Genomic DNA, 19,878 nt, shown 5'->3' on the forward strand with positions numbered 1-19,878 from the left:
TCGGATGGACCTGCTGATGCGCGACACATTACGTCTTCGCATGGGATGGCTGCATGAATGGGTAGGGTTTATCGGAGGCCTCATACTGGTGATCGTGTTCACCGGAGGCTCGCTTGCCATGTTCGACACTGAACTGACGCATTGGATGCAGCCGGAACTCTCCCGTTATCCAGCAACGCCACTGAGTGATGAGGCGCTCAACAAGATAGGAAGCATTGCCCAGGAAATGCGCAAGGAGGGTGAGAACCCGTTCATCACATTGCCGACTTCCCGCGATCCGATGCTCCGTATCCTGCATTATGACGGCCATGCCTTCATCGGCTCGGTCTATAACCCGGAGGACGGTTTTCCGATCCTCGCGCGGGAAACGGGTGGTGGCCAGCTGTTTTTTGACCTTCATCACTCGCTGTATTACGGCCCCTTCTGGGGAAACATGCTGACCGAGATCGCTGCAATCGGACTCCTGATTGCAGTTGCTTCAGGCGTCATTATCCATTTCAGAAGCATTCTGAGCGATCTTCTTCTTTTCCGCCCCTTTTCATCCAGAGCGCGCGCCTGGATGGATGCCCATATCCTGATGGGACTGTTGTTCCTCCCTTTCATGGTCATGATGGCCTATACAGGCGCCGTTATTCACGCACCGCGCCTCTTTCCCATGTTCAGTACAGGACATCACGGGCGTCCGGCTCATCCACAATCCCATGGTCCGAAAGAAAGGAAGACACAGAACAACGTTCCTGGCGCGCATAAATCTGCCGGCCTGGCGGCCCTCGCCCCGATGCTTCACAAAGCAGAAACCGTGCTCGGTCCCGATACGATCGGACTCATTCTCTTCGACCGGGGTAGCGTGTCGATGACGAAGGCTGATTCAGCCTCCTTCACACTGAGTCGTGATCATGTCAGTTTTTCGGAAAAAGACGGTGCGCAAATCGCCGTAGTGCAGATACCCGATAACCTGCATCGTATCGGCGGCGTCTTGCGTGGATTGCATTTTGTGCGCTGGGCTGGCCTTCCCATGCGCTGGCTTTATTTTATTTCCGGCATCGTCGGCAGCATCATGATGTCAGGCGGACTGATCCTCTTCCTCATGAAACATCGTCCCAGAAAAGCAAGAACCTTCCTGTTCCGCCTGGCAGAAACACTCACCATTGCCGTAACGACAGGGCTGCCTCTGGCATGCCTCGCCTATCTCTGGGCCAATCGCCTGTTCTGGTCGGATCTTCCGAATCGTGCTGATCTTGAGATCAGAGCCTTTTTCATTGTCTGGGCTCTCTCGCTGCTTCACGCGGCATTACGCAGCTTTGGTCCGAAACCAAGACGGGGCTGGAACGAGCAATGCTCGGTCTTTGCGGCCTACGCTCTGGCCTTGCTCCCGCTCGACCTCATGACCCGCAGTGTGAATGGCTTTCTGACCAGTTTCGATGTCTACAAGGCGGTCGATCTGACGGCTGTGGGCTTTGGTCTCATTGCCCTCTTCATTCATCGCAGACTGGTCGCCCCATGATTATTACTCTCATCACCATGGCATTCTGGGGCATTGCTCTTTTCTCACATGCATTGCTTCAGCCAAAATTTCTGCGTTTGCAGGGTTTTGAAGCACCTCACCGTCTACCCCTGCATCTCTTTCGCCTCGTTCTGCCAGTGCTTGCCGCTTTCCTGTGCTGCCAGCTCGATTTTCCCGAAGGTGTGCTGGTCTGGTTCGGCTCGGCCTCGATCGCAGGTCTTCTTGCCACTGCCCTGCTTACCGTTCTGTCTGTCAGGAACATGAAACGGCTGGGACATCCGGACAAAGTGCCCCGCTCCTCCTGAAGGCTCTGTACGGGTGCAACATTGAGACGCTCTGTCCGGAACTATAACTCAGCCTCCTGGGTGCCGCAGATCAGGATTTCTCCGTGACCTGCGCCCGGCTTTCAGCAGCACGCTGTGCATAGGCTGCGGCTCGTTCAGTTTGCCCGGACGCCCGTGCTGCGTTGGCCGCGCAATCAAGCCCACGGGCCATACCGCGGTAATCAAGCATATTCCGACGAAGCGTCACTGCCTCCAGTGCAGCTTTCTCCGCCTGGGAAAAAGCATTCTGACGCAAAGCCAGACGTGAATCGAGCTCTGCCAGATCGGCCTGCTCAAGTGCTGGGGGCTTTGAGGAATGAGGCAAGGCATTGCGTGCCGAAACAAGAGCTCCCGTGTCGCCCACTCCGTCGGCAGCAAGTCCTGTCAGAAAGGCGCGTCTCTCGGCAAGTGCGGGATCATCGGTCTGGACCTGCCTGCCGATGGCAAGCGCCTGCTGAAATTGACCCAGACGGCAATAAGCCGCCATATCAATCAGTGCCAGTCCGGGACCGGGCGTGGCACCTCGCAGTACAAGATCCTGTCTTGTCCGGGCAGTCGTCTTCAATGCCGCCTGAGCCTCATCGGCATCAAGCTGCGCTATGCCCATATTATATCCGGAATCACGAATGGCTTCGGAATCGTCACGCAGAAGCGCCCGATCATAAGCTGTCCGGAACTGTGACTCGGCCTGTTTGGCACGCGTCATGTCAAAGGATTCACGCCCGACATCCATGGCATTCGCATAATCCTGATCCGTACGAATTCCAGCTGAGTCCTCATGGGCTCCGCAGGCGGCCAGGCCAGTCAAGGCCAAGCCCAGAACAACGTGCCTGAGACTCATGGCTTGATGTCTCCTGCATGAAGTCTGTGTGGCTGCACCTTGCTACCGCTTCCTCCAAGTATCCAGAGGCCTCGTATCTGATCGGTCAGCTTCTTGAGACTGTTTGCTGTAGCCTGTGCCTGGGTCAGAAGAGCAGGAAGCTGGGCACTTGCCTCATCAAGATGCTGCATTGTCTCCTTGAGCTGTGGTGTCGCCTTCTTCACGTCGCTGGAGCTTGACCGCAGATTATTCATGGTTCCCTCGGTCTGCTTCAGTACACCGGAGACCTGTGCCTCGATCGGCTTGAGGCGTTCGATCGATTCCTGAAGCGTTTTCAATACATCGTCGGCATGATTGAGAAGCTTGTCATCCATGATGATCCCGCCGACAGATCCCTTCCCTGCCCTTATGGCATTCGTCACCGTTGCCAGATCTGCCATGATACGATCTGCATTATGGAGACTTGGCATCATCCCCGCACGAATATCGGCGATCGTCTTGGTGATCATATCAGCAGGATTGGGCTCGACCGTCGCCTCAAGCTCGGCAAATTCCCAGTCCATGGGCGGTCCCTTGCTACGCTCTAGCTCGATATAGCTGGCGCCAGCCACCACAAAACGATGTCGGATGATAGCGTGACTATCCCGACGGATATACGGCTCGAACTGGGGATCAATCTCTGCAATGGCATACATATTGCCATGGGGATTGATCTTCACAGCTCTGATCGACCCGATACGGATACCCATAAGCTCGATATCATTACCAACGGCGAGCCCGGCAATGCCACTTTCGGGCAGGTTGAAATGCAGCTTGCCTGACGGGGTCAGCCAGTCACGAAGCACACCGGCTTCGATAATAGCGAAAATGAACAGTCCGAAAGTCGCGACAACAAGGATACCGACCCACTCATCAGCGTAGCGTATGCGCATCAACGGGCGTGTGCGCCCGTCAGTTTCGGAATTGGTACGAACTCGAAACATCACATCACCTGCTTCATTGGCATCAGACCTTCATCCAGCAGCCTTAACCGCTGGGTTCCTGCTGCATTGTAACCCCGCCAGAGATCCGGCTCGCGTGAGAACCAGATGACACCGCAGCCGCGCTCCCGCGCCGCTGTAAGCTCGGCCAGAAAGGCGGTCATCATATCTGCTGTCTCCAGATCCACAGGATCTTCCAGAAGGAGCAGACGAGGCTCTCCCATGAAGGCTCTGACACAAGCCGCCTTTGCACGATCGGCTGCGGTCAGTCTGGCGGGATTCAGTGTCGGCAGTCCGGGCAAACCGAAGCGGCGGGACAAGGCAATCGCCTCAGCGACAATAGCCTCGGTTTTGGTACGCGTATGATGCAATTGCTGGATAAGAATATTCTGGTCTGTTCCAAACAGGTCAATCCACGCCCCCTGCTGCATGACACGCCCGATCCTGCCCCTGAGAGCCCAGGCACGCGTCTCGGCAAGGCCGTGCCAATCGAGTCCCTGACACAGAACCTGACCGGAAATAAGCGGCACAAGTCCGCTGCACAGATCGGCAAAGCGCGAGGCGCGAAGGGAGTCGCGACAGGCTATGAGCAGACAGTCCCCCGGCATGAGACGTAGTGAATAGGGAATGGAGGTAAGACCGCTCTCTTCGAAAACAGGCTGTGCCTCACGCAATTCCAGAACAGCAGAAAGATCGTCGGTCATGCCACTGTTACCCCAAGCACGACATTAACCACCATGATCACCATGATGCCGCGCGCAAAGCCGCGTGGCAGCAAGGTGGCAAGTGAGTCCGAACGTGTAGCATCGAGCCCGGTCAGCTGTGTTGCCAGACTGAGCAGAAACCCACTGATGATGAGTTTGAGCGGGATACCCAGATAATCGATCGGTTTCATTGCGCCAACAATGTCATACAGGAACGTCCAGAGCGGCATGGTGATGACCGAACTGAAACGGCAGACACCGTACCCGACTGAAAGCGAAATCGCGCTGAATACGACCCCCAGGGTAAAAGAACTCAGCATCATCGCCAGGGCACGTGGCATGACAAGAACCAGGAACGGATCAACGCCCTGGGCCTGAAGTGCCCGCAATTCGCCACCGATTGTCAGCTGGCCAAGCTGTGTCAGGCTCAGCATGGCGCTCCTGCCCAAAAGGATAATACCGACAAGAACCGGGGCAATTTCGCGCACCAGAACGGTTGCGAGAAGAGAATCCGTAGTGTCTGCCATACCGGCAATGCCGAGCCAGTAGATGGCCTGTGCCACGATACCGAAGCCGGTAAGTGCAGCTGTAAACAGCGTACTGAACAACCCGCCCCCTGCGGCCTGGCGCAAAGTACTCTTGAATTCGAATATCACGGTGCGCCGCCAGGATGTCGGACGACAGGCCTCGCGCAACACGCCCCAGCTGGCACCGACGAGCATGAGTGTGAAGCGCAACTGGCGTCGGGTCAGCGCACCAAGGCGAAGCAGAAAGCGCCGATAGAAGGGAAGTTCGTCCTTCACCGCCGTGCTGCCAGAACATAGGTGTTGGTGATACCAAGGGCGGCAGATAGAACATGCCCCTCGGCCTGAAGAGATAATAGTCACGCAAAAGCGCATGAGCGGATTCGGAAACCTGAATGGTCCCCGAATCGGGTGCACTGATGGCCAGGAGCTCTGATGTCTGGGCAGCCTCCCCCCAGACATTGAAGACCCCCGGATCTCCACCGAGAATGGCGCCGAAAGCCTGCCCCACATCGAGACCTATACGAAAGCTCGGTGTAAGATCGGCATCGGCCAGGGTAACCAGTGCCAGCTCGCGCAATGCAAGAAGGGCATCGGCAACGCGACGTGCCGCATCGGGATCAGGATCCTGCGAACATCCCCCGATTAGTACGATGCGTCCACCGAGAATCTGGGCGGAGAAAAGACGCTCGCTCTGAACCACTTCCTGAAATTTTCTGACCAGTTCCTGTACGATCGGAATCAGATCGACACTGGCTTCGGACTTGGAGTCCTGAAAAAGGATCGTGGCAACCGGCACCATAGCGTATTGACCAGCCGCAAAATGCGTTTCCCCCTGTTCACCAGGAGCAGCAATAAATCCCTCGCTCAGCTGCGTGGGTACGGCATCGATCTCGTCATGCGACTTGCGCTCGGGCTTTGCTGCATGCGCCTCGTTTTCGCGCAGGGTCGCAAAACGTATGGCAGCAATTTCCGCAACGATGGCGATGATATGCGACACGGCTCGGGGACGTACCGCATCCTCGAGCACCACCATGCCAATCACGATACCCCGGGCAAGAACAGGCTGGATATAGACAGATCTGGAGCTATCTGCGTCATCACGATACGCTGGAAGGTACGTAACCCCTCCTGCGTCGCGGCATGGTCACTCTCGATCACCTCTCCCGCCATCAGAAGGGCAAAAAAGTTCTTCAAATCGCTATGTGACAGCTCCATACCCGCACTGTGCGCATCAGTCGTACGGTCGTAGGAATCCTCACAGAGCAGACGCTCATCATCACCGACCGAACGCCAGAATCCAACACGTCGTGCTTGGCAAGCTCGGCAAGACGCTGGCTGAGCAATGGCGCATCCTGTGCCGGGTCAAGCAGATTGGGCGTTCCTGCCATGGCATTGAGTGCCTGGCTTTCGGCCCTGACCTGAACACGCTCCAGACCGATCTGCCGACGCAACCGTTCTGTCCTGCGGTTCTGCCTTACCAGAAACCCGGCCAGAAGCGCTGCCAGAACAACAATAACCATAGAGAAAATCAGACCCTGCCGTCCTGCGGCGGCGGCAAACGCGGCAAAATCATCTTCCGGCGCGTTGAGAATCAACACCCAACCCGGCCGGATCTTATGAAGCGACGCCATGATAGTGACGTACTGCGTATCATGCGCCTTGATGAGATGCACACCGGCACCGTAAATACGAAACAGGGAGAGCGCTCTCGAAAATACCGGCTGTGTATTCGGATCAAGTAGCATCTTGTCGAATTGCCAGTTTGCCTTGCGGGCAACATCGAGCAGCCGGTTTCCGGCAATAATACGCCCTTCCTTGTCAACAACAACCGCTTGTCCGCTCTTGCCTATCTTTATCTCTTCAAGGAAGTCGGTGAGGCGATTGAGAGAGATGTTGATGGCAAATACTGCCTGATGCCCGTCAGACGTGTGCAGGACACTCGCAGCCGTGACGATCAACTGCTTCGTGGCAGCAGTGGGATAAGGATCGGACCAGTTCAGATCAGGACGCTCGAAAGCCCCCTTGTACCAGGCACGCTGGCGCGGATCGTAATCTATACCATGCGTGTCCGAAGTGCGTACGAGTTTGCCCTGTTTGTCATAGTACCAGTGACGGAAAATTCTCTGGTCACGGAGGAGATGAACCCATTCCATCCCGTCGGAGATGTCCTTGGGCGCTCGATCAATAAACCAGAATGATCCACGATCATCGGCCAGATAGAAGCTCTCTACCTGAGAAACATTGCGCAGCATGGAGGCGCCATAGGCGAGGAAAACCCTGGGGGGTTCGTCAGTTACAGGATCGGTCAGAAGATCACGGGCAACGATCGCCGTCGCCGATGCCGGAGCGAGGTAATCCGACACTTCCCGCGTGATGTTTTTCTGTTCCTCACGCAACAGATCCTGAGAGAGGGCAATCACACCACCACGTGTCTTGTGGTAGGAATGCAATGTCAGCGCAACAATCGCGATAATAACGAGCACAACCCCAAGAATGGGGCCGACAAGCTCGAGCAACCGGCGCCTTCTTGTCTCGGCCTCAGGATCAGCCGGATCAATAATCTCGGAAACAGGCAAAAATCACGTCTCCCAGGACCTCCCCTCCTGCGGGGAATAACTTGATTTGACACGACAACGTGCAGAAAACTCTCACGTCGCGTTCACATCTTCTCTCTTGTTTCCGGGAGCTGCAACCCGCATCTCCTTTTCATACTGTCCGAACTGGAGAATGATAATGGCAAGAGCATGGCTCACGGACCGTTCGGTCCTCTCTGTGACCGGACAGGACCGGGTCGGCTTCCTGCAAGGGCTGGTGTCGAATGATGTGACAGCTGCCAATGCGCAAACTCTGGTCTGGTCCGGTTTTCTGACCCCGCAAGGACGCTATCTTGCGGATTTTTTCATCTGGCATACGCCGCAGGCGCTGCTGCTCGACGTACCGGCCGATCAGGCGTCGTTTCTGTGCACCCGGCTGTCGCGTTTCCGTCTGCGTGCCGATGTCCAGATTGAAGAAACATCTCTCGCTGTCGAAGCCTTGTGGGCAGAGGATACCGCTCATGATTCCCGCCCCGATCCAAGGCTTGAGGGTGCCGGTTCACGCCGCATCATCCAAGCCCCCCAGAAAGATGACAGCACCTCGCTCGAGCACTACCATCAGCACAGGCTGCTTCTCGGCCTGCCGGATGCGAGGGATTGCGAGTACGAGAAGACCCTGCTGATTGAAGCCAATTTTGACTGGCTGAATGGCATTTCTTTCCAGAAAGGATGTTATATGGGGCAGGAACTTACGGCCCGTACCCATTACAGAGGCCTGGTGAAAAAACGTCTTGTCCCCGTTCGCAGTGATCATGGTCTCCCGCCGTCTGGAACGATCCTGTTCGAGGGCGAGCGTGAGATTGGCCAGATGCGCAGCAGTATCGGCATGAATGGCCTTGCTTTTCTGCGTCGCGAGGTCTGGATGAAAGATATTCACCACGAGGGCCTGACCCTCACCCCCTGCCTGCCCGCCTGGTTCAGAGAAGAGTTATCATGAGCTATATTCCGCCCGACCGTCAGACCCTTGATGCCATTCTCGATACCGTCAATTTCAACAAGGACGGGCTGATTACCGCCATGGCCCAGAATGCCGAGGCTCCGCATGATATCCTGATGCTGGCCTGGATGAATCGCGAAGCCCTTGGAGAAACACTTCGGACAGGACGTGTCTGCTATTATTCCCGCAGTCGCGGCAAGCTCTGGCGCAAGGGAGAGAGTTCCGGCCAGACCCAGAATCTCGTCTCGGCCCGCCTTGATTGCGACCAGGATGCGGTTCTTCTTCTGGTGGAGCAAAAAGGTGTGGCATGCCACACAGGTCGTCGAAGCTGTTTCTATCAGGAGGTCACGTCGCAGGGCCTGCGCAGCATCATGGCTCCTGAAATTTTACCGGAACAGCTTTACAACAGCACAGACTGAGAAAATCTCAGTCGCGCCCAGCCTCTGTTCCCTGACGGGCGCGAGGTGATTTTTCATCAAGAATACGCAATACCGCCTCTGCCGCAGCATCAGACGGCGTGCCGTTATGCCCGGACGAGGGCGTTGGTCTGAGCTGAGCCATAATCTCGTCGAAGGCCATCCGCTGTTCCTGGCCCAGTTCCTGATCGGTCAGGAGGGCATAAGCGGCTTCAGCCAGCTGCTCGGGGGTACAACGTTCCTGAAGCAACTCCGGCACGACCTCGCGCCCAGCAAGAAGATTGACCATGGCAACATATTTCACCTTGATCATTCGGCGCGCCATAAACGCAGTCACCGGATTGACGCGGTAGGCAACAGCCATGGGTACATGAGCCAGAGCCAGCTCGAGTGTCGAGGTGCCAGATTTGGTCAGAGCTGCCCCCGCTGCAGCAAACGCATCGTGCTTATCATGCAGCTCGGTCACGATAATCGGCTTGACCGGCCATTTTGCGACTGCAGTCCTTACCGTCTGAGCCACCAGCGGAGAAAGAGGGAGAACCGGACAAATATCCGGCAGACGCTTCTTCAGCAAGGATAGCATCCTGCCGTAGACGGGCAGAAGGCGTGGCACCTCCGAACGACGGCTACCCGGCATAAGAATGAGTACGGGTGCGTCCTCAGTCAGGCCATGACGCAGCCTAAAACGTCTTGCATCACCCTGATCAGCACCTGATTGCAGGACCGGGTGACCAACGAAATCAACAGCCACACCGCGCTCGGCAAACCATTCCACTTCAAAAGGCAGGAGACAGAGCAAACGGTCCCAGAGCTCTGGAAAGCTGTGTACGCGTTTTTCATGCCATGCCCAGACCTGCGGACCAACATAGTGGATTTTCGGAATTTTCTGGTCGCGCAGGCGTTTGAGAAAACGCAAGGCAAAGCCGGGTGAGTCGATGGTAACGATCATGTTCGGCTGACGCAGCACCACATCATTAACCGCCTCGTTGAGACGTTGTGAAAGCTGCCGGACGCGCGGCAGCACTTCGACTAGGCCCATGACCGCCAGATCACGCATGGGAAACAGGCTGTTAAGCCCGAGGGCCTCCATGCGCGGTCCGCCAATACCAACGAAAATCAGATGAGGGTCACGCGCATGCAAGGCCTGCATGAGATGCGCCCCCAACACATCGCCACTGGCCTCACCTGCCAGAAGCCAGATGACACGAGGGACGATTGCTGATTGGGTCATAAGGGTTCAGCGTCGCAGGGTCGCACCGGTTGCCTTGGCAACAGCGGCAATGATCTTTTCGGAAACGGCTTCAATCTCCTCATCCGTCAGGCTGGATTTAACCGGCTGAAGCGTGACCTCAATTCCAAGCGAACGATATCCTGCCTCAAGGGGCGTACCCTCATAGACATCGAACAGACTGACATCGGTAACGAGAGTACGGTCTGCACCGCGCGCGGCCCGGATAACGGCCTGAGCTTCAACCCCCGGCGCCACAATAAACGCAAAATCGCGCCCGACTGGCTGAAATGCCGAAAGTACAGGCGTCTGGCGACGTTTCACCTTGGGTAGCGGCACCACATCGAGCCAGAGTTCGAACGCAACGAGCGCACCATCAATGCCCATGGCCCGGGTCACACGGGGATGCAGCTCACCGAAGCAGCCAAGAACCGTTTTTGGCCCCTGGCGAACAACACCTGAACGGCCCGGATGATAATGACCGGGCGCATCTGCCGTGATGCTCAGCGCCTCGGCAGGCAGTTTCAGCGTATCGAGCGCCGCCACAAGATCAGCCTTGGCATCCCAGAGCGTTCTGGCGTGAGCTTTACACCCGGGCTGCGCGGCGTTTCACCACCACGCAAACCCGCCAGAACGAGCTTCTGACCATCAACGTGGAATGACGGGCCAATCTCGAAAAGAGCCGCATCCGAAAAACCGCGCGCCGCATTGCGCTGCCAGCCACGCACCAGATTGACAAGCGGAGTCGGACGCATCTGGTTGAGATCGGAGGCGATGGGATTGAGCAGCCGCAGCCCCTCGGGTGCGCCACCGAACAAAAGAGCATCTTCATGGGAGACGAAAGAGAAGCCGACCGTTTCCATCATGCCGCGCATGGCGCAGAGACGGCGCAAATCCCCCAGACGCTTCTGCGCGGGCGTCAGAGCCGGCGCTGCAATAGCCGTTTTCTGCGGTAGCGCCTGCGGCGGAATCGAGTCCAGTCCGTGGATACGCAGGACTTCCTCGATCAGATCATTTTCTGCCTCGATCGCGTGAACCGCAGCCGCAGCCGTCCTGGCCTGATCCGGATCAAGATGAGGAGCCTGATCCAGCATCACGCCCATGGCGATGTCATTACGCCAGGACGGGACTGCAAAACAGGCGCGCCCTGCGTCACGCTCTTTCACCGTGAAGCCAAGATGTTCGAGAATACCTACGGCCTCATCAGGAGCGATACTTGCCCCACCCAGACTCTCCAGACGTTCGAAGCGCAGCCAGGCTTGGCGATGCCAGTCGGGAAGACTACCAGCACTCGTGACCTCACTGGCTTCTCCCCCGCAAAGGTCCAGAATCAGACGTGTTGCAGCCTCGAGCCCGGGCAGGATCAGCGCCACGTCAATACCACGCTCGAAGCGCTGGCGCGCATCTGTATGGACTGCCAGACGACGACCCGTAAGCGCGATACGAACAGGATCGAAAAGCGCCGCTTCTATGAAGACATCGCTTGTGTCATCTGAAACGCCGGTTGCCTCACCGCCTATCAGCCCGGCAAGAGACTGCACGCCCGACTGGTCGACAATAACCAGATCATCCGTTCCCAGAACCAGATCACGCCCATCTAGCGCACGGAAGGTTTCGCGTGCAGCGCGCGTCAGAGACAGAGTTGTGCCACTGATCTTCGCCGCGTCGAACACATGGAGCGGGCGACCAAGATCGAATGTCAGGTAGTTGGTGATATCAACCAGCGTGCTGATCGACTTCAACCCGATCGATTCCAGCCTCTGGCGCAGCCAGTCGGGGCTCGGGCCATTTTTGACACCGCGCACCAGACGCCCGACTACGAACGGGCAAGCAGTTTCATACTGGATATCCCATGAAATCGGGGAATCAAAATGTCCCTCGACCGTATCGACCAGCCAGGGTTTGAGATGACCGAGGCCGGCAGCGGCAAGATCGCGCGCTATGCCGCGCACACTCAGGGCATCGCCACGATTGGGCGTAATGGAAATATCGATAACCGGATCGTCGAGCCTGGCGTAGTCCGCATAGGCCTGACCGAGCACGACTGTTTCGGGAAGTTCGGCAATGCCGTCTGATTCGGCACCAAGACCCAGCTCACGCAGGGAGCAGAGCATGCCACCGCTTTCCTGTCCGCGGATTTTGCCTGCCTTGATGGTAATATCGCTGCCCGGCACGTAGGTGCCCGGCGGAGCGAAAATGACATGCAACCCGGCGCGCGCATTGGGCGCCCCGCAAACGACCTGTACCTTTTCGTAACCACCGCCCGCAGCCACGACACAAACCTGGAGACGGTCAGCATCGGGATGACGATGTGCCTCCAGAATCTTTGCGACGCGAAAACCGCGCAGGGAGTCTGCCGGGTTCTCGACGCTTTCGACTTCAAGACCGATGGTATTGAGTGTCGCAAGAATCTCATCGAGCGATGCCGTGAAATCGAGATGCTCACGCAGCCAGGAGAGGGTGAATTTCATTGTTTCAGACTCCTTCGGCGAGGCTGGCGGATGACAGGGCAGAGAAGCCATAATGGCGCAACCATCTCAGATCGCTCTCATAGAAGGAGCGCAGATCGGGGATACCGTTCTTGAGCATGGTCAGACGTTCTATTCCCATGCCGAAGGCGAAGCCTTGCCAGACAGATGGATCGAGCCCGCAATTGGCCAGAACGCGCGGATGCACCATTCCTGAGCCGAGCACTTCCAGCCAGTCAGTACCGCCACCGATTTCGCCCGTCTGGCGCGACCAGCCGATATCAACTTCCATCGAGGGTTCGGTAAACGGGAAGTAGGAGGCACGGAACCGTACCGGCAGATTGGGCTTGTCAAAAAACACGCGCAGGAATTCGATCAGACACCCCTTGAGATGACCAAGGGTGATGCCCTTGTCGATGACAAGTCCTTCACATTGATGAAACATTGGTGAGTGTGTGGCATCATGATCGGCACGATAGGTGCGACCCGGCGCAATAATACGGATCGGCGGCTCTTCAGTCAGCATGGTACGGATCTGTACGCCCGAAGTCTGGGTACGCAGCACACGCGCTGGCGCGTCCTCATTCACTGCGGGCAAATAGAATGTATCATGCTCGGTACGCGCCGGATGATGGTCCGGCGTATTGAGGGCCGAGAAATTGTGCCACTGGGACTCGATATCCGGCCCCTCGGCAACATTGAAGCCCATCGCACCGAAAATGGCCGTCATCTCCTCGATAGTGCGGCTGATCGGATGAATGAGACCTGTCGGAGTCGCGGGGGCAGGCAGAGTCACATCGACCTGCTCTGACTTGAGACGCGATTCGAGGGCAGCCTCGGCGATTTCCTGCCCACGCTGTTCGACCGCAGTATTCAGGGCGTCACGCAGACGGTTGAGCGCCTGTCCACGCTCCTTGCGCTCCTCGGGGCTCATCTTGCCCAGTTCCTTGAGCAGACGGGTCAACCGTCCCGATTTACCCAATACCCCGACACGGATGGCATCCCAGGCAGCGTGATCCTGGGCCTGCGCCAACGCTTCGAGAGTTTCGCTTCTCAGAGCTTCCAGATCATCGCTCATCACTACCTGTCCCATCATGCGTCTGGTGGTATCATCAAAAAAGAAAACGGGCCGTCCTGATACAGGACGACCCGTTTTCTATCAAATCGGCAAATCCGAAAAGCGGCAGATCAAGCCTGGGCCGTCTGCTCCTGGGCAGGCTGCTCAAGGGCCATCCGGGCCAGCTTCACGATCTCTGCAAAGGTTGCTGCGTCATCGAATGCGATGGCGGCCAGAACCTTACGGTCGATTTCGATACCAGCCTTTGCAAGACCATTGATGAACTTGCTGTAGGTCAGGCCCTGCTCGCGAACGGCAGCGTTGATACGCTGGATCCACAGAGCGCGGAAATCGCGCTTCTTGTTGCGACGGTCGCGATAGGCATAACGAAGAGCCTTCTCGACGCGCTCAAGAGCGATACGATAGTTGGTGGAAGACCGGCCGCGGTAACCCTTGGCGAGATCCAGAACCTTCTTGTGACGGGCGTGCGTCGTTACGCCGCGCTTAACACGTGCCATTTATATTGCTCCTCAAGCCAGTCCGTAGGGGGCCCACTGCTTCACGGTCTTCGCATCCATGTCCGTCATGGTCTGCGGGCCGCGATTGGTGCGCTTCATTTTCTGCGGACGGTTGATGAGGCCATGGCGCTTGTTGCCTGGACCGCACATCACCTTGCCGGTCGCGGTGATCTTGAACCGCTTCTTGACCGACGACTTGGTCTTCATCTTGGGCATTTCGTTCTCCTCTCGACATATCAGGCGGCTTGTCGCAATCACTCGCAACCACCACCAAGCGGCCAGGCATGCCCTACCATCGCCTGGACGCGCGTTCGAAAGGGGGCACTTATAGGACATCTCTGCCCTACACAACCCGTTTTAACGCGCATAAACATTTACTTTGGGTTAGACGGGACCTTAACCATAATGTGGGACGTTCTTGACGTAGATCAACATTTGCGCCTTTTTCCACGCGGTCTCTTTTCACAACGTTTCCGACCACGAAACCTCTTATAGGACGACGCATGAACACGGTTTCCCGGCCGCGGTTCTGGGCAGCCCTCACCGCCGTGATATTCGCCCTTTGTGGCATATATCTGACACTTGGCGGTGTCTGGCTCCTGAGCTATGGCGACACCCCTTATTATGCAGTCTGCGGTATCGCCCTTCTGGCCACCGCCTATCTTGTCTGGACCGGCCGCCCGGCGGCTTTCTGGCTCTACACCCTCATCATTCTCGGCTCGCTTGTCTGGGCGATTGGCGAAATCGGACTAGATTTCTGGTCTCTCGTGCCGCGTGGTGACGTCATCGTCATTCTGGGCATCTGGCTGCTGCTTCCTTTCGTGAGCCGCCAGATCACGACCAGCCGTCTGGCCACCTTTCCTCTTGGCGCCAGTGTACTTCTCGCGCTTGTCGTGGTGGTTGCGGCCTTCGTGCAGGATCCGGGTGATAAGGCTGGCAATCTGCCTACTGACAAGATTGCCGCTGCTGGTAGCGACGCTCCGCAAATGCCTGACGGCGACTGGCAGGCTTATGGCCGCACCCAGTATGGCGACCGGTTCTCACCACTGACCCAGATCACTTCTGACAATGTCAGCAAGCTCAAGGTCGCCTGGACAATGCGTACCGGTGATTTCAAGGGGCCAAACGATCCCGGCGAAGCACCAATGAAGCAACGCCGCTCGCTATTGATGGTACGCTGTACTTCTGTTCACTTCATCAGAAACTCTGGGCTGTCGACGGCGCAACGGGCAAGACAAAGTGGGTGTTCGACCCCCATCTCTACGTCAATCCCGGCTTCCAGCATCTGACCTGCCGCGGCGTGACCTATCACAAGTCTGATGCCAGTGCTGTGACCTCGGATGGCACGCCGGCACCCGACGAGTGCCATGAGCGCCTGTTCCTGCCGGTTAATGACGGTCGTCTCTTCGCTGTCGATGCCAAGACCGGCAAGGCCTGCCCGAGCTTCGGCAAGGATGGCGAAATCGACCTGCGTACGCCGTTCATGCCCTATGATCATGTGGGCGGATATGAACCGACATCGCCGCCGGTGGTGACTGACAAGCTCGTCATCATCTCGGGTGCCGTTACCGATAACGACTCCACAAAGGAGCCGTCAGGTGTCACACGTGCTTTCGATTTGTTCACGGGCAAGCTTGTCTGGGTATTCGACACGGGCAACGCTGATCCGAACCAGATGCCGAGCGACGACCACAAATATGTCGCCAACTCTCCCAACTCCTGGATTACCGCGTCCTATGACGCCAATCTCGGCCTGATCTACATCCCGACAGGCGTGCAGACCCCCGACCAGTGGGGCGGTGATCGTAACGCAGATTCCGAGCGCTACGCTTCGGCCGTTCTTGCCCTGCATGCTGATACCGGCAAACTGGCCTGGAGCTATCAGACGGTTCACCATGATCTGTGGGACATGGATCTTCCTGCCCAGATGAGTCTTGTGGACATCAAGCAGAAGGACGGCACTGTTGTTCCGGCCATCTATGCGCCGGCCAAGACGGGCAACGTGTTCGTTCTTGATCGTCGTGACGGCAAGCTGATCGTCCCCGCCCCGGAACTTCCGGTACCGCAGGAAGTGGTCAAGGGTGATCATGTTGCCCCGACGCAGCCTTTCTCTGATCTGACACTGCGTCCGAAGGCCCTGCTCACCGGCAAGGATATGTGGGGTGGCACCGTATTCGATCAGCTTATCTGCCGCGTTGCCTTCCATCAGCTTGACTACAAGGGCACGTTTACAGCGCCGTCAGAACGCGGAACGCTGGTTTTCCCTGGTAATCTCGGTGTGTTCGAATGGGGCGGCCTTGCCGTCGATCCGCAGCGCCAGATCGCCATTTCCAACCCGATCGGCCTGCCTTTCGTCTCGAGGCTCGTGCCACGCGGTCCGGGTAACCCGCTCTGGCCTGAAGAAGGCAAGAAGAAGGGCTCGGGCGGAGAAACCGGTCTGCAGCATAATTATGGCGCACCTTACGCCGTCATGCTCAGCCCATTCCTGAACCCGATCACCACCAAGATCGGCCTGCCCATTCCATGCAAACGTCCGCCGTGGGGTTATATGGCCGGCATCGATCTGCGCACCAACAAGGTTGTATGGCAGCATCGTAACGGAACACTGCGCGACACGCTTTACAACAGTTCCGTGCCCATTCAGCTGCCCCCTCTTAAGATCGGGGTACCGAGCCTTGGTGGTCCGCTTACCACCGCTGGTAACGTCGCTTTCCTGACATCCACAATGGATTTCTACATCCGCGCCTATGATGTCACGACAGGCAAAACGCTCTGGCAGGACCGTCTGCCTGCAGGTGGCCAGTCCACCCCGATGAGCTACTCTGCCAACGGCAAGCAGTACATCGTGACCTATGCTGGCGGCCATGGCTCGTTTGGCACGAAGATGGGTGACTACGTCATCGCCTATGCTCTGCCGGATTGATCCTGATCCTCAGACAAAAGAAAAACCCGCCTCACGGCGGGTTTTTTTGTGGCCCAGGAAGAGAGGTTAACACTTGGGGCAAAAGGGCAAAGACCCTTGCGCTGATCCACATAATGTCAGAGTGTTTCAATACTCTCAAACAAAGGAAATGAGCCATGCTCCGTGGTTTTCTTGCCCTGACACTCCTGCTCGGCGCAACAGCTGCGCCAGCCGCCTATGCCAAGCCCTGCCGTGACGCCACGACCGGGAAATTCACCAAATGCGAAAAACCCAAAGCCGAGAAATGTCGCGATGCAAAGGGCAAGTTCATGAAGTGCAAGGCCGATGCTGCACCGAAAGACGACGCAAAGACGGCTCCGGCGGCAACGCCCGCCGACGGCGCGCCCGGCAAGAACTGAGACAACTCGCCACATCTGATCGACGAATCAGAAACGCAAAGACCCGGCAAAGCCAGGTCTTTTTCGTTCAGGCACGGGCACGGGTACGTATGGCCTGCGCCATCGCCTCGACCCCGTTGCCCCGGTTGGTCGAGAGCGCCTGGACCAGACCGAGTTCGTGCAGGAATTTCGGATCTGTCGCCTCGATTTCCTCTTTGCTACGGCCGGAATAGACGCGCAGCAGAAGAGCCACCAGTCCGCTTACTATGGCGGCGTCAGATGCCCCGGCAAAGAAAAGCCCGGCTTCAGTCTCATGAGCCTCAAGCCAGACCTGACTCTGACAGCCAGGCACACGATGCCCGTCATTCTGCCACTCCAGGGGAAAAGCCGGCAAACCTCGCCCCATTTCGATGATATATTCGTAACGGTCCATCCAGTCATCAAACATGGCCAGCTCATCGCTGATTGCACCAATCGCTTCCTCTGCCGAGGTATCGACTGGTTGCACCCATGGTGCCAACACCGCATCACTCACAGAATGAACCTGCTGAGATCACCCTTGCTGGCAAGAGGTGCAACACGCTCCTGAACATCCTTCGCCGTGACAGTCACGGTTTCACCGCCACGATCGGATGCACGGAACGATATGTCCTCCAGCAATCGCTCCATAACGGTCGCCAGACGTCGGGCACCGATATTCTCGACGCGCTCGTTGATGTCAGCCGCAAGCTCCGCCAGTGCGTCCACGGCACCATCCTCGAAAACAAGCGTCAGATTCTCTGTACCCAACAGGGAAACATACTGCTTGAGCAAGGAATGTTCCGGCTCAAGCAGGATACGCTTGAGGTCGTCACGTGTCAGACCGGCCAACTCAACACGGATCGGCAGGCGCCCCTGCAGTTCAGGCAGCAGATCAGAGGGCTTCGCAAGATGGAAAGCCCCGGAGGCGATGAACAGGATATGATCCGTTTTCACGGGACCGTATTTTGTCGAGACGGTCGTGCCTTCGATCAAGGGCAACAGGTCGCGCTGCACACCCTCACGCGAGATATCACTACTACGTCCCCCTCCCTCACCTGACCGGGCACAGACCTTGTCGATTTCGTCGAGGAATACAATGCCGTGATCCTGCGCATGGTGCACGGCATTCTGGGTCAGGGCGTCATTATCGACCAGTCGATCCGCTTCCTCACGAATCAGCACCTGACGGGCTGCAGCGATCGTCATGCGGCGCTTCTGCGGTGAACGGTTCATCAGGTTCTTCATCAGATCGCCAAAGGCGGCGGCATTCATGACCGTACCGCCAGCTATCTCCGGCATCTCTCCGGGACCGCCTTCGCAGCCAACCTGAATGTCGATTTCCTTTTCTTCAAGTTCGCCATTACGCAGCATCTGACGGAACTTGGTTTTCGTGTCGGCAGACGCTGTTTCGCCGACCAGAGCATCGACAAGACGTGCCTCAGCTGCAAGCTCAGCCTTTGCGTTCACGTCCTTGCGACGCGCCTCGCGCAGCATGGTCAATGAAACCTCGACCAGATCTCGCACGATTGATTCCACATCGCGCCCGACATAACCGACTTCGGTGAATTTCGTGGCTTCGACCTTGAGAAAGGGTGACTGGGCCAGACGCGCCAGACGGCGGGCTATCTCGGTCTTGCCGCAGCCGGTCGGCCCGATCATCAGGATGTTTTTGGGAACGACTTCTTCACGCAATCCTTCAGGCAGCTGAGCCCGGCGCCAGCGATTGCGCATGGCGATGGCTACGGCACGCTTGGCCTCGTTCTGACCTATGATGAAGCGATCAAGTTCGGAAACGATCTCGCGAGGTGAATAATTCGGAATATCCATCACAGCGCCTCCCCGCCAAGAAGTTCCACCCTGACGGAGTGGTTTGTATAGACGCAGATATCGCCAGCAATCTTCATGGCCTTGCGCGCCACATCCTCAGCACTCAGCCCGTCCACATCGATCAGCGCGCGCGCCGCCGACAACGCATAATTGCCGCCCGAACCAATCGCTATGATGCCGTCTTCAGGTTCGAGTACATCGCCATTGCCCGTGAGTGTGAATGAGCGATGGACGTCTGCCACAGCCATCATGGCCTCAAGGCGGCGCAGATAGCGGTCAGTACGCCAGTCTTTTGCCAGATCGACACAGGCCCGCTCCAGCTGATCCGGATAACGTTCAAGCTTCGCTTCCAGCCGCTCCAGCAGGGTGAAAGCGTCAGCCGTTGCTCCGGCAAATCCGGCCAGAATGGCACCTTTGGGTCCGATACGCCGCACCTTGCGCGCGTTACCCTTGATTACCGTCTGGCCCAGCGTCACCTGACCGTCGCCTGCCATGGCCACCTGGCCATTTCGGCGAACACAGAGAATAGTGGTACCATGCCAGCCCACGGGATCATGGGGGGAAGAAGGAGAGTTCTGCATGCCTCAAGACATAGGCCGTATGCGTCATCAGACAAGCCTGAAACCATCTCCGTGCAGCCTTATGATGCAGCCT

At 57.2% G+C, this 19,878-nt stretch carries 17 protein-coding genes and 3 pseudogenes; 6 read left to right on the plus strand and 14 right to left on the minus strand.

Annotation, left to right across the window (positions count from 1 at the left end; translation table 11 throughout):
* The first annotated feature begins 16 nt into the window (after positions 1-16).
* Both JCM25354_RS07990 and JCM25354_RS07995 read left to right on the plus strand, forming a co-directional pair.
* Positions 17-1,504: a PepSY-associated TM helix domain-containing protein gene (locus JCM25354_RS07990; protein ID WP_025885623.1), complete on the plus strand. Its 1,488-nt coding sequence runs from the start codon at positions 17-19 to the stop codon at positions 1,502-1,504.
* Positions 1,501-1,809, plus strand: coding sequence for a hypothetical protein (locus JCM25354_RS07995; protein WP_025885624.1), 309 nt, complete (start codon positions 1,501-1,503; stop codon positions 1,807-1,809). The genes JCM25354_RS07990 and JCM25354_RS07995 overlap by 4 nt, the downstream gene beginning before the upstream one ends.
* Before the next feature lie 70 nt (positions 1,810-1,879).
* Here the strand turns inward: JCM25354_RS07995 and JCM25354_RS08000 are convergent, their stop codons facing one another.
* From JCM25354_RS08000 to JCM25354_RS20120, 6 genes and pseudogenes are all read right to left on the minus strand, one after another.
* The gene (locus JCM25354_RS08000; protein WP_025885625.1) at positions 1,880-2,668 is read right to left on the minus strand and encodes a hypothetical protein; all 789 of its coding nucleotides are present in this window, start codon (positions 2,666-2,668) and stop codon (positions 1,880-1,882) included.
* A complete protein-coding gene (locus JCM25354_RS08005; protein WP_025885626.1) occupies positions 2,665-3,630 on the minus strand; it encodes an MlaD family protein in 966 nt (321 codons plus the stop codon). The genes JCM25354_RS08000 and JCM25354_RS08005 overlap by 4 nt, the downstream gene beginning before the upstream one ends.
* Positions 3,630-4,331 (minus strand): P-loop NTPase family protein, encoded by a 702-nt coding sequence (locus JCM25354_RS08010; RefSeq protein WP_025885627.1) that lies wholly within the window; start codon positions 4,329-4,331, stop codon positions 3,630-3,632. Before JCM25354_RS08010 ends, JCM25354_RS08005 begins: the two co-directional genes overlap by 1 nt.
* On the minus strand, positions 4,328-5,317 hold the full coding sequence (locus JCM25354_RS08015; protein WP_408734982.1) for an MlaE family ABC transporter permease: 990 nt from the start codon (positions 5,315-5,317) through the stop codon (positions 4,328-4,330). Before JCM25354_RS08015 ends, JCM25354_RS08010 begins: the two co-directional genes overlap by 4 nt.
* Positions 5,238-5,891: pseudogene (locus JCM25354_RS22435) on the minus strand (adenylate/guanylate cyclase domain-containing protein); the annotation flags it as partial. The pseudogene JCM25354_RS22435 and the gene JCM25354_RS08015, both read right to left, overlap by 80 nt.
* A gap of 157 nt (positions 5,892-6,048) precedes the next feature.
* The gene (locus JCM25354_RS20120; protein ID WP_051537298.1) at positions 6,049-7,434 is read right to left on the minus strand and encodes a cache domain-containing protein; all 1,386 of its coding nucleotides are present in this window, start codon (positions 7,432-7,434) and stop codon (positions 6,049-6,051) included.
* 157 nt (positions 7,435-7,591) lie between these two features.
* Here JCM25354_RS20120 and ygfZ point away from each other — a divergent pair, with 157 nt between their 5' ends.
* Positions 7,592-8,389: a CAF17-like 4Fe-4S cluster assembly/insertion protein YgfZ gene (gene ygfZ / locus JCM25354_RS08025; protein WP_025885629.1), complete on the plus strand. Its 798-nt coding sequence runs from the start codon at positions 7,592-7,594 to the stop codon at positions 8,387-8,389.
* Positions 8,386-8,808, plus strand: a complete 423-nt coding sequence (hisI, locus tag JCM25354_RS08030) for a phosphoribosyl-AMP cyclohydrolase (RefSeq protein ID WP_025885630.1) — start codon at positions 8,386-8,388, stop codon at positions 8,806-8,808. Before ygfZ ends, hisI begins: the two co-directional genes overlap by 4 nt.
* 7 nt (positions 8,809-8,815) lie before the next feature.
* Here hisI and lpxB read toward each other — a convergent pair whose 3' ends face one another.
* The 5 genes and pseudogenes from lpxB to rpmI all read right to left on the minus strand — a co-directional run bounded on the left by lpxB (position 8,816) and on the right by rpmI (position 14,292).
* A complete protein-coding gene (gene lpxB, locus JCM25354_RS08035) occupies positions 8,816-10,036 on the minus strand; it encodes a lipid-A-disaccharide synthase (protein ID WP_025885631.1) in 1,221 nt (406 codons plus the stop codon).
* A 6-nt stretch (positions 10,037-10,042) separates the two neighbouring features.
* Positions 10,043-12,504, minus strand: a pseudogene (gene pheT, locus JCM25354_RS17590) (phenylalanine--tRNA ligase subunit beta).
* 4 nt (positions 12,505-12,508) lie between these two features.
* Positions 12,509-13,579, minus strand: coding sequence for a phenylalanine--tRNA ligase subunit alpha (gene pheS, locus JCM25354_RS08045; protein WP_025885632.1), 1,071 nt, complete (start codon positions 13,577-13,579; stop codon positions 12,509-12,511).
* A gap of 110 nt (positions 13,580-13,689) precedes the next feature.
* The gene (gene rplT / locus JCM25354_RS08050; RefSeq protein WP_025885633.1) at positions 13,690-14,076 is read right to left on the minus strand and encodes a 50S ribosomal protein L20; all 387 of its coding nucleotides are present in this window, start codon (positions 14,074-14,076) and stop codon (positions 13,690-13,692) included.
* Positions 14,077-14,088: 12 nt separating this feature from the next.
* Entirely contained in the window at positions 14,089-14,292 is a 204-nt protein-coding gene (gene rpmI / locus JCM25354_RS08055) for a 50S ribosomal protein L35 (protein ID WP_023978115.1), read from the minus strand.
* Positions 14,293-15,062: 770 nt separating this feature from the next.
* Between rpmI and JCM25354_RS17595 the strand changes: the two are divergent.
* A pseudogene (locus tag JCM25354_RS17595) lies at positions 15,063-16,999 on the plus strand (membrane-bound PQQ-dependent dehydrogenase, glucose/quinate/shikimate family).
* A gap of 155 nt (positions 17,000-17,154) precedes the next feature.
* Entirely contained in the window at positions 17,155-17,397 is a 243-nt protein-coding gene (locus tag JCM25354_RS08065; RefSeq protein WP_025885634.1) for a hypothetical protein, read from the plus strand.
* 67 nt (positions 17,398-17,464) lie between these two features.
* On the opposite strand, the gene JCM25354_RS08070 is transcribed toward JCM25354_RS08065, so the two are convergent.
* From JCM25354_RS08070 to hslV, 3 genes are read right to left on the minus strand one after another with little or no spacing between them, the layout of a single operon-like run.
* Entirely contained in the window at positions 17,465-17,899 is a 435-nt protein-coding gene (locus tag JCM25354_RS08070; RefSeq protein ID WP_025885635.1) for a SufE family protein, read from the minus strand.
* Between the two features lie 8 nt (positions 17,900-17,907).
* Positions 17,908-19,224 (minus strand): ATP-dependent protease ATPase subunit HslU, encoded by a 1,317-nt coding sequence (gene hslU / locus JCM25354_RS08075; RefSeq protein WP_025885636.1) that lies wholly within the window; start codon positions 19,222-19,224, stop codon positions 17,908-17,910.
* The gene (gene hslV / locus JCM25354_RS08080; protein ID WP_025885637.1) at positions 19,224-19,805 is read right to left on the minus strand and encodes an ATP-dependent protease subunit HslV; all 582 of its coding nucleotides are present in this window, start codon (positions 19,803-19,805) and stop codon (positions 19,224-19,226) included. Before hslV ends, hslU begins: the two co-directional genes overlap by 1 nt.
* Positions 19,806-19,878: the final 73 nt, after the last annotated feature.

The sequence above is a fragment of the Asaia prunellae JCM 25354 genome (genome assembly GCF_000613885.1).
Lineage (GTDB): Bacteria > Pseudomonadota > Alphaproteobacteria > Acetobacterales > Acetobacteraceae > Asaia > Asaia prunellae.

Excerpts from the sequence above, each read along its gene's own strand:
- hisI (WP_025885630.1), top strand. The coding sequence starts at position 8,386 with ATGAGCTATATTCCGCCCGACCGTCAGACCCTTGATGCCATTCTCGAT.
- JCM25354_RS08000 (WP_025885625.1), bottom strand. The coding sequence starts at position 2,668 with ATGAGTCTCAGGCACGTTGTTCTGGGCTTGGCCTTGACTGGCCTGGCC.
- JCM25354_RS08010 (WP_025885627.1), bottom strand. The coding sequence starts at position 4,331 with ATGACCGACGATCTTTCTGCTGTTCTGGAATTGCGTGAGGCACAGCCT.
- rplT (WP_025885633.1), bottom strand. The coding sequence starts at position 14,076 with ATGGCACGTGTTAAGCGCGGCGTAACGACGCACGCCCGTCACAAGAAG.
- rpmI (WP_023978115.1), bottom strand. The coding sequence starts at position 14,292 with ATGCCCAAGATGAAGACCAAGTCGTCGGTCAAGAAGCGGTTCAAGATC.
- JCM25354_RS07995 (WP_025885624.1), top strand. The coding sequence starts at position 1,501 with ATGATTATTACTCTCATCACCATGGCATTCTGGGGCATTGCTCTTTTC.
- JCM25354_RS08065 (WP_025885634.1), top strand. The coding sequence starts at position 17,155 with ATGCTCCGTGGTTTTCTTGCCCTGACACTCCTGCTCGGCGCAACAGCT.
- hslU (WP_025885636.1), bottom strand. The coding sequence starts at position 19,224 with ATGGATATTCCGAATTATTCACCTCGCGAGATCGTTTCCGAACTTGAT.
- lpxB (WP_025885631.1), bottom strand. The coding sequence starts at position 10,036 with ATGACCCAATCAGCAATCGTCCCTCGTGTCATCTGGCTTCTGGCAGGT.
- JCM25354_RS08015 (WP_408734982.1), bottom strand. The coding sequence starts at position 5,317 with ATGTCTGGGGGGAGGCTGCCCAGACATCAGAGCTCCTGGCCATCAGTG.
- JCM25354_RS07990 (WP_025885623.1), top strand. The coding sequence starts at position 17 with ATGCGCGACACATTACGTCTTCGCATGGGATGGCTGCATGAATGGGTA.
- ygfZ (WP_025885629.1), top strand. The coding sequence starts at position 7,592 with ATGGCAAGAGCATGGCTCACGGACCGTTCGGTCCTCTCTGTGACCGGA.
- hslV (WP_025885637.1), bottom strand. The coding sequence starts at position 19,805 with ATGCAGAACTCTCCTTCTTCCCCCCATGATCCCGTGGGCTGGCATGGT.
- pheS (WP_025885632.1), bottom strand. The coding sequence starts at position 13,579 with ATGAGCGATGATCTGGAAGCTCTGAGAAGCGAAACTCTCGAAGCGTTG.
- JCM25354_RS08005 (WP_025885626.1), bottom strand. The coding sequence starts at position 3,630 with ATGTTTCGAGTTCGTACCAATTCCGAAACTGACGGGCGCACACGCCCG.